Below are 8,356 nucleotides of genomic sequence, written 5' to 3' on the forward strand. Positions count from 1 at the left end.
AGATGTGTATAAGAGACAGGTCTCCAGCAGGTCGTGCACCGCCTTGGCGTGCACCCGGAAAGACCGTCCCACCCGTACCGCGGGCAGCTCGCCGTTGTGCACCAGGCGGTACACCGTCATCTTGCTGACCCGCATCAACGCGGCCACCTCGGCCACGGTGAGGAACTGTGTTCGACCCGACTCCGCAGAGCCGGCATCGCGTGCCGCCCTGCCAGCCGAGTCACGTGCCGAAGGCCCGTTCGCAGACGTCATCGTTACCCATTTCAATCAGGCACGTGCAGTCCCAGCGGCTTCCCCTCCGCTGCACCCACACGCACAGACAAGAGGAGAATAGCGGGACAGATGGGGTTCCTGCGACTAGTGAGAGCCAATATGTGAAAAATAAGTGAATTACTCTGATGTAATTCTTAGCTGCTCAGAGCGTGTTTTTGCGGCCTGAACCGCCCGATCCACCGAGGTCCGCAGGCCACCGGCCTCGAGCTCCCGCAACGCCGCCGCCGTGGTCCCCCCAGGCGAAGTCACCATCGCTCTCAGGTGCGCCGGGGTGGTGTCCAGACCCCCACCCGACTGCCCGTCGTCGGCGCCGCGCTCCTCCAGCAGCATCTGCGCGCTTCCCGCCATCGTCTGCACGGCCAGATCGGTGGCCACCTGCCGGCTCAGCCCGGCTGCGACTCCGGCGTCGACCAGCGCCTCGACCATCAAGAAGAAGTAGGCCGGCCCCGAACCCGACACCGCGGTCACCGCATCCATCTGATCTTCCGGAACGATCGCCACCGTCCCCACGCACTCGAACAGGGCGGCTACCTCTTTGACCTGTTCGTTGGTGGGGAAGCGTCCCCGGGCCAGCGCACTGGCCCCGACACCGACCTTCACCGGAGTGTTGGGCATCACCCGCACCACCGCGGCGCCCGCAGGCAGCTTGGATTCCACGTATTCCGTGGTGAGACCGGCCACAAGCGTGACCAGCACCTGCTCGGCGCTGTCCCCGGACGCGGCGGTGACGTTCTTGGCGTACTCCTCGACCACCGAGTCGACGTCCTGCGGCTTCACCGCGACGATCACGATGGCGGCGTTCTCCACCGCGTCGGCGACCGAGGTCACCAACACCGAGTACTTCTCCGCCAGCTGCCGGGCCCGGTCGCCGTACCGTTCGGCGACCACCAGGTCCTTGACCGGGCGTCCGGCGGCCAGCAGCCCCGCCAGCATTGCCTCGCCCATGTTGCCGCCACCGATGATCGCGATTCTGGCCATGGCGACAGCATGTCAGACCGGGCGATCGCAAGCGCGGCGGAGCCGAGCGCGGCGGGTCGCCCGCAAGAGTTACCGCGCGGGCACCATCGCCAGCTGACGCGACTGCACCACGATTCGGCCCTTGCAGTCGACGACGGTGTGGTCCTCGTCGAACCAGTCCTGACCGATCTGCACGCAGCTGCAGATCACCCGCAGCCACCCGTCGGCCGGGACGGCCCGCAGGTAGGCGGTGAGCTGCACGGTGGGCGCCCATCCGGTGCGATTGACGGCGTAGGTCACCGGCGCCGACACGTCCCCGCACAGCAGTGCGAACAGCACATCGGGCGCGGTGCCCTTGGGTCGCACCCACATCTCGATCACCGGCGGGCCGCCGTCGGAGCGTGGGCCGAGCGTGGTCAGCGCCGGGCGGATGTCGCAGCCGTGGGCCAGGTGCACGATGTGCTCCATCGGGTGTCCGGGACCGATCGGCTGCAGCCCGGGCGGCGGTTCCGGTGTCATCAGCGGCACCACCGGGTTGAACGACAGCAGCGGCGGCGCCTCGTGCTCGGGCTCGCTGAGTGTGATGACCGCGCGCACCGCGGTGCGCTCCCCCTGATTGAGTTCGACGTCGACGAGGCTGACGCGGCGGCCGCGCTTGCGGATCGTCGCCACCAACTGCATCGGACCGGGGTCGGGGGCCCACAGATAGCTGGCGGACACCGCAACGGGCTGTAGTCCCCCGCCGTGCGCGGTGCGGGCGGCCTTGGCGCACAACGCCAGCATCGCTCCGCCGTGAACCTTGGGGCCGATGGTCCAGTGTTCGTTGAGCGCACCGGCGAACACTGCGACATCGTCGCCGCGGTGATCGGCTATCGGCTCCAAGGCCATAGCGTCGGTGAACAGCGTGGACGAGGTCACGCGGGGCCTCCCTGGGTTCTCGGCGAACGTCTGGTGTTGCTCAGCGCAGCAGGTGCGTCCGGGCGAACTGCAGCGACTCGGTCAGCAGCGCCTCGCGCTCCTGCGGCGAGCGTGCCTGCGAGGTCGTCACCTCCAGCACCACGTGGCCGGTGAAGTCGCTGGCGGCCAACAGTTGGCACACTTCGGCGACCGGCTGGTCGCCGCGTCCGGGCACCAGATGCTCGTCGGCCGGCAGGCCGGTGCCGTCGCACAGGTGCAGATGCGTCAGCCCCGAACCCATCCGTTGGGCCATCTCCAGCCCGTCGGCTCCTGCGGTTGCGGTGTGGGAGAGGTCCAGGGTGAAGTGCGCGTGGTTTCCGTCGAGGGGGTCGTGGGACGGCGCGAATGCCGAGATACCCGCTCCGGGTCCGCCGCCACGGCGCCGCATCCGTTCGCGGGATTGGTCGGCGCCGAAGAACCGGTCCGCCCGGAAGGGGAACATGTTCTCCACCGCGATCGCCACGCCGCTGCCGGACTCCAATTCCGCAACCTGATCGCTGAAGCCCTCGGCGTAGCGCCGCTGCCAGCGAAACGGCGGATGCACCACGACCGTTTGGGCGTCGAGCTCTTCGGCTGCCCGGACGCTGCGTTCCAGCTTGGGTATCGGGTTGGAGCCCCAAACCCGTTGGGAGATCAACAGGCACGGCGCGTGCACCGACAGCACGGGCACCTGATACTTGCGGGACAGTCGCCGGACGGCTCCGATGTCCTGGCTGACCGACTCTCCCCACACCATCAGTTCGACGCCGTCGTAGCCGAGCCGGGCCGCGTATTCGAAGGCCGCCTCGGTCCGCAGGGGGTAGACCGATGCGGTGGACAATCCGACTTTGATGGCGGGGCGCACGACTTAATACTGAACGGCTAATTGGCGTGCAGTGCCAGCGGCCCCAATGTGACCAGCAACCCGACCGCGACGGCGATCAAGGTGCTGACGATGTCGGAGGTCTTGCGGACCACCTGCACCGCCGCCACCAGGCCCAGCGTGACCAGGACGGTGAGCACCAGGGCCACGATGCTGTTCCACTGCCATAGCTGGTCGAAAGCGATGAACAGGCCGCCCCCGAAGGCCACCGCCAGGATCGACTGCAGCACCACCAGCGCGGCGCCCACCAGGCCAGGCCGCCCTGCGTAGTCCTCGGCCGCCTCCTCGCCCGCGGCGGCCTGCGCTGCCACCGTGGCTTCGTCGGCGCCCTCGTCGGTTTCCCGGGCAGGTTGCACCGCGCGGCCGGCGGAGGCGCCCTTGCTCAAAAACGACCGGACGAATGCGGAGTCCCCGCTCGGCAGGTCCGCGTCGCGGACGTCGGCGTCCATCACGTCGACGGCGATGTCGGTGTAGGTGTCGACCGGGTCGGGCCGCATCCCCTCGGCGCCCGAGCCCGTCGGCCGAATCTCGGCCGGCGGACCGTCCGGTGTGGCTACGGGGTCCAGCCGGCGCAGTGGCCGGGGATACTCGCTCTGCTCGGGACGGCCGGACTCCCGCGGCAGCTGTGGCGGCGACTTGGGCCAGCGCGGCTCGGCCACGGGCCGCCGGGCGGGTTGTTCGACCCGCTGCGCCGGCCGCGGACCGGTCGGGGGTCGGTCGTCCTCGACGAAGCCGGGTGCCGGGCCGAGGGGCAGCGCACCGCTCGGCGCGCCGGCTTCGGTCTCGGGTGGGGCCGTGTCCCGGATGATCGGGATCTCGCCGGTCAGCTCCGCCACCGTGACGGCGTCGGCGTTGCCGCGCCTGCGGCGGCGCCGTCCGGACACCGGCGGCGAACCGATGGTGCCGTTCTTGGCGAGCAGTTCGGCAACCGAGATCGGCCGCGTCTCCACGTCGCGCGGGTCGGGCTTGGGTCCAGTCATCGGTCCCCTCCCTGGCGGGCCAGCCCCATCGAAGGGGATCCGAAGAGAGTGACGCCGTCGGCTTCACTGTCGAGTCGGCGCAGGATCAAGCCTTCCCGCAGCGCCCACGGGCAAATCTCCACAGTTTCGATCGACAGCGCTCGCATGCTCGCTTCCGCCACCAGCGCGCCCGCCACGATCTGTGGCGCCCGCTCGGCGCTCACCCCTTCCAATTCGGCCCGATCAGCCGTGGTCATCCTAGAGATGAATGATATGAGCTGCCTAAGGCCGGTGGCGGTCAATGTGCGCCGTACCCGCGGCCCGGCCGCCGAGGGAGCAGCGCCGGTGAGCCGGGCCAGCGAACGAAATGTCTTGGAGCTGGCTACCGCAAGATCGGGCGGACCGGCGTCCAGCACGGCCGCGGCCGCGGGCGCCAGCTCGGTGTCCAGCCAGTCGCGCAGCATCGCCACCCGGCGCCGGCCGGGGGGGTCCTCGGTCAGCCACTCCCGGGTGAGCCGTCCGGCGCCCAACGGCAGCGACAGCGCCACGTCCGGCTCCTCGTCGACACCGCTGGACATCTCCAGGGAACCGCCGCCGATGTCGAGGTTGTTGATCCGCCCGGCGCTCCAGCCGAACCAGCGCCGCACCGCCAGGAACGTCAGCCGGGACTCGTCCTCGCCGGCCAGCACCTGCAGTTCCACCCCCGCCTCAGCCCGTACCCGGGCCAGCACGTCCTCGGAGTTGGACGCGTCGCGCACCGCGGAGGTGGCGAACGCCACCAGCTCCGCACAACCCGAACTCGCTGCGATTGTGGCGAATTCACCGACCGTGGAGACCAGCTTGTCGGCACCGCGCCGGGTGATCTTGCCGGAGTTGTCCGTCGCCTCAGCCAGGCGCAACGTGGCCTTGGTGGAGCTCATGGGCGTCGGGTGGCCACCACGGTGGGCATCGACCACCAGCAGGTGGACGGTGTTGCTGCCGACGTCGAGCACCCCTAATCGCACCCAACCAACTTAGTGGTGCGAGGCCCAGACGATGTGAGGCAACGTGAATTTCTGGTCTAGCGTGGAGTTTCGTGACCCTCGAGCAGCCTCGCTCCCACCCCGGGGAGGTCGGTCTGGACTTCCCCCGCGAGTGGGTGGAGTTCTACGACCCCGACAACCCCGAGCACCTGATCGCCGCCGACCTGACCTGGCTGCTGTCCCGCTGGACCTGCGTCTTCGGGACCCCCGCCTGCCGGGGCATCCTGGCCGGCCGCCCCGACGACGGGTGCTGCTCGCACGGCGCGTTCCTGTGCGACGACGACGACCGGGCCAACCTCGATGACGCCGTGGCCAAGCTCACTGATGCCGACTGGCAGCTGCGCGACAAGGGCCTGGGCCGCAAGGGCTATCTGGAATACGACGAGAACGACGGCGAGGAGCAGCTGCGCACCCGAACCGTCAAGGGTGCCTGCATCTTCCTGAACCGGCCCGGCTTCGCCGGCGGAGCGGGCTGTGCCCTGCACATCAAGGCCGTCCGGTTGGGCGTGGAGCCCCTGACGATGAAGCCCGAGGTCTGCTGGCAGCTGCCGATCCGCCGCAGCCAGGAATGGGTGACCCGCCCCGACGACACCGAGATCCTCAAGACCACGATCACCGAGTTCGACCGGCGCGGGTGGGGTCCTGGCGGCGAGGACCTGAACTGGTACTGCACCGGCGACCCGGCGACCCACATCGGCACCCGGCAGGTCTGGCAGAGCCTGGCGCCCGAGCTGACCGAGCTGCTGGGCGCCAAGGCCTACGCCGAATTGGCGGCGATCTGCCAGCGGCGCAACGAACTGGGCCTGGTGGCCGTGCACCCCGCCACCCGGGCCGCGCCGCCCAGCTGAGCGCGACGGGCAGCGGGTTCCCGCTCAGCCGCGGGTGGGCACCGCGGTCGCGCGCCGAACGATTTTCGGCAGCGACCCGCGTCGCCTATGATCAGCCGCAACGCCGCGTAGCGCACCAACTTCGCGGAGTGCGTAACGAATTGAGAAAACGCGCCCAACGCGGGCATCATCGTGGTATTACGAGCCCGCCGGAGATTCATGATCAGGACCGAGATGCACACCATGGATATGGAGCTCGCCCGGAACGGACACACGCCGTCGGCCGTTCTTAGGCCTCCCGTGGTCCTCGAAGCGCGAAAACTCAACAAGCAGTTCGGTCAGGGCGATACCGCGACACCGATTTTGCGCAACATCGATATCCAGATAACGCGCGGAGAATTCGTCGCCATGGTCGGGCCGTCCGGCTCGGGCAAGTCCACCTTGTTGAGCATTCTGGGGCTGCTGGACACGCCCACCAGCGGTGATGTCCTGATCAACGGCCAGTGCGTCTCACAGCTCTCGCGCCGGCAATTGGCCGCCGTGCGATGCCAGACGCTCGGTTACGTCTTCCAGGCCTTCAATCTTCTGGCGGGACTGTCGGTGGTCGAGAACGTGATGCTCCCGGGCCTGTTGGCGGGCAAATCGGGCCGTTCGCAGCACGCCCATGCGATGAGCCTGCTCGAGCAGGTCGGCCTGGCGGCCAAGTCCAAGCGCGTCCCGTCGGAATTGTCCGGCGGGGAGCAACAGCGGGTCGCGGTCGCGCGGGCACTTTTCATGAAACCCGACGTGATTCTCGCCGATGAGCCGACCGGCAACCTGGACACCGTAAATGGGCAACGCGTCATCGACGCCTTGTACAACCTGAATGCAGCCGGCCAGACAATTGTTCTGGTGACTCACGATCGAAAAATAGCTGACGACGCTCCGCGTCTCGTATCCCTACTCGACGGTGAAATCGAGACCGACAGCGGAATGGCTCACGCGGCAAATAATGTGACATGGCTCGCGGAACATTAGCCGCGACATTCGGACTGCTCCGGATAATCAACTTCCGCGCTGTTCGTAAACACGCGTTCCGGGCGGCGCTGGCCGCATTCTCGCTCGGCGGCGGCGTCGCCGTCGTGGTGGCCGTCATGATCGAGGTCACCAGCGTCTCCAAGGCCGTCGAGGACGTCGGCTATCAGATCGCCGGGCCCGCACCCCTGCGGGTGATCGGCGCGGCCACCCGCGGCGGCATCAGTCCCGCCGTCGTCGAAGACTCCCGGGCCGTGCCCGGGGTAACGGCCGTGGTGCCCGTCATCCGCGGCGTGACGATGATCCGCAACGACGGCAAGGACAGTTTCGGCCTGGGTCTGGGCGTGGACTGCTCGGCGCAGTGGATCGTCGACCCCAAGGTCTGCCAGGCCGGACAGCAGGAGCCGCCGCCGGCGATCTCGAAGTCGTTGGGGGACACCCTGGACGACTCCGCAGCCCTGGTCACCGACGTCGGACAGTTGTCGCTGGAGAAGTTCCAGCGGGTGTCCGACCTCGACGAGGTCAACAACGGCCTGGTCGCGGTGCTGCCGCTGAGCATGGCGAAGGTGCAGTTCGCCCGCGGCGACCGGGTGGACATGCTGTACGTGACCCTGGACAAAGACGCCGATGCCGGCGAGGTCCAGCAGCGGTTGAAGACCACCCTCGGTCCCACCTACAGCGTGCAGCCCCGCAGCGAGCCCGCGCGGGGTTACAACGTCAACGACGTTCTGCTGCCGCTGCTGGGTATCTTCGCCCTGATCTCGATCGGCGTCGGAGTCATCCTGATCACCCAGATCACCCGGCTCTCGGTCGAGGAGCGGCGCCGCGAGATCGCGATCGCCTCCGCGCTGGGCGCCTCACCGGCGTCGATCATGACCGGCTTCCTCAGTGAGGCCGCCCTGTTGGGAGCCGTGGGCTCGGCGATGGGTGTGCTGACCGGGATCGTGATCTCCGAACCCATCGTGGCCAGCGCCAGTGAACTGACCGAACGTTTCGTCGGCGTCACCGTCCCGGTGATCCTCAAGCCGGCCATCCTGATCGTCGGCGTGCTGGCCGGCGTCTTCCTGGCGGTCGGGGCCGCGATCGGCCCCGCGGTCTCGGCGTCCAACACGCCCATCGCGGCCGAGTTGTCCGGACGGGCGGCGCAGGAACAGACCACTCAGCGCAAGATCTGGTTCAAGGCGCTGCTGCTGCTGGCGATCGGCCTCACCGGGGTGATCGCGGCGCGGCTGGCGACGCTGTCCGGCGCGCTGATGGCCTGGCAGGCCGTCATCGCCGACGCCGGCGCGGTCGTCGCGCTCATCGGCCTGCTGCTGGCCACCGCATACCTGAGCGCGCAGGCGATCACCAGCCTGCGGCCGAAACCGGACCGGTCGCACGGAGCGACGTTGACCATCGCGCTCAATGCCCTGCGCTCGGACCGGTCCCGCACCGCGGCCATCTCCGGAGCCATCGCAGTGCCCGTGGTCTGTCTCTTATACACAT

Annotated in this window: 9 protein-coding genes; 3 read left to right on the forward strand and 6 right to left on the reverse strand. The window is 68.6% G+C overall.

Features of this window, described 5'->3' with window-relative positions:
* The 6 genes from LI92_RS17710 to LI92_RS17735 form a co-directional block, all read right to left on the reverse strand.
* On the reverse strand, positions 1-252 hold a 252-nt coding region (locus LI92_RS17710; protein ID WP_152665536.1), incomplete at its 3' end, for a helix-turn-helix domain-containing protein.
* Between the two features lie 138 nt (positions 253-390).
* A complete protein-coding gene (proC, locus tag LI92_RS17715; protein ID WP_046321206.1) occupies positions 391-1,251 on the reverse strand; it encodes a pyrroline-5-carboxylate reductase in 861 nt (286 codons plus the stop codon).
* Between the two features lie 69 nt (positions 1,252-1,320).
* Complete coding sequence (locus tag LI92_RS17720; RefSeq protein ID WP_046321207.1) at positions 1,321-2,148, reverse strand: thioesterase family protein; 828 nt, start codon at positions 2,146-2,148, stop codon at positions 1,321-1,323.
* Between the two features lie 40 nt (positions 2,149-2,188).
* The gene (locus LI92_RS17725) at positions 2,189-3,031 is read right to left on the reverse strand and encodes a sugar phosphate isomerase/epimerase family protein (RefSeq protein WP_046321209.1); all 843 of its coding nucleotides are present in this window, start codon (positions 3,029-3,031) and stop codon (positions 2,189-2,191) included.
* A 17-nt stretch (positions 3,032-3,048) separates the two neighbouring features.
* The gene (locus LI92_RS17730; RefSeq protein WP_046321210.1) at positions 3,049-4,029 is read right to left on the reverse strand and encodes an Rv0497 family membrane protein; all 981 of its coding nucleotides are present in this window, start codon (positions 4,027-4,029) and stop codon (positions 3,049-3,051) included.
* Positions 4,026-5,012 (reverse strand): Ppx/GppA family phosphatase, encoded by a 987-nt coding sequence (locus LI92_RS17735; protein WP_046321212.1) that lies wholly within the window; start codon positions 5,010-5,012, stop codon positions 4,026-4,028. Before LI92_RS17735 ends, LI92_RS17730 begins: the two co-directional genes overlap by 4 nt.
* Positions 5,013-5,083: 71 nt before the next feature.
* On the opposite strand from LI92_RS17735, the gene LI92_RS17740 reads away from it, so the two are divergent.
* The 3 genes from LI92_RS17740 to LI92_RS17750 form a co-directional block, all read left to right on the forward strand.
* A complete protein-coding gene (locus LI92_RS17740; protein WP_046321214.1) occupies positions 5,084-5,878 on the forward strand; it encodes a DUF3109 family protein in 795 nt (264 codons plus the stop codon).
* Between the two features lie 222 nt (positions 5,879-6,100).
* Entirely contained in the window at positions 6,101-6,874 is a 774-nt protein-coding gene (locus tag LI92_RS17745; protein ID WP_286135175.1) for an ABC transporter ATP-binding protein, read from the forward strand.
* The coding region (locus LI92_RS17750; RefSeq protein WP_286135176.1) for an ABC transporter permease at positions 6,856-8,356 on the forward strand (1,501 nt) is incomplete at its 3' end. The genes LI92_RS17745 and LI92_RS17750, both read left to right, overlap by 19 nt.

It is taken from the genome of Mycobacterium sp. UM_Kg1 (assembly GCF_000972925.1).
GTDB classification, from domain to species: Bacteria; Actinomycetota; Actinomycetes; order Mycobacteriales; family Mycobacteriaceae; genus Mycobacterium; species Mycobacterium hiberniae.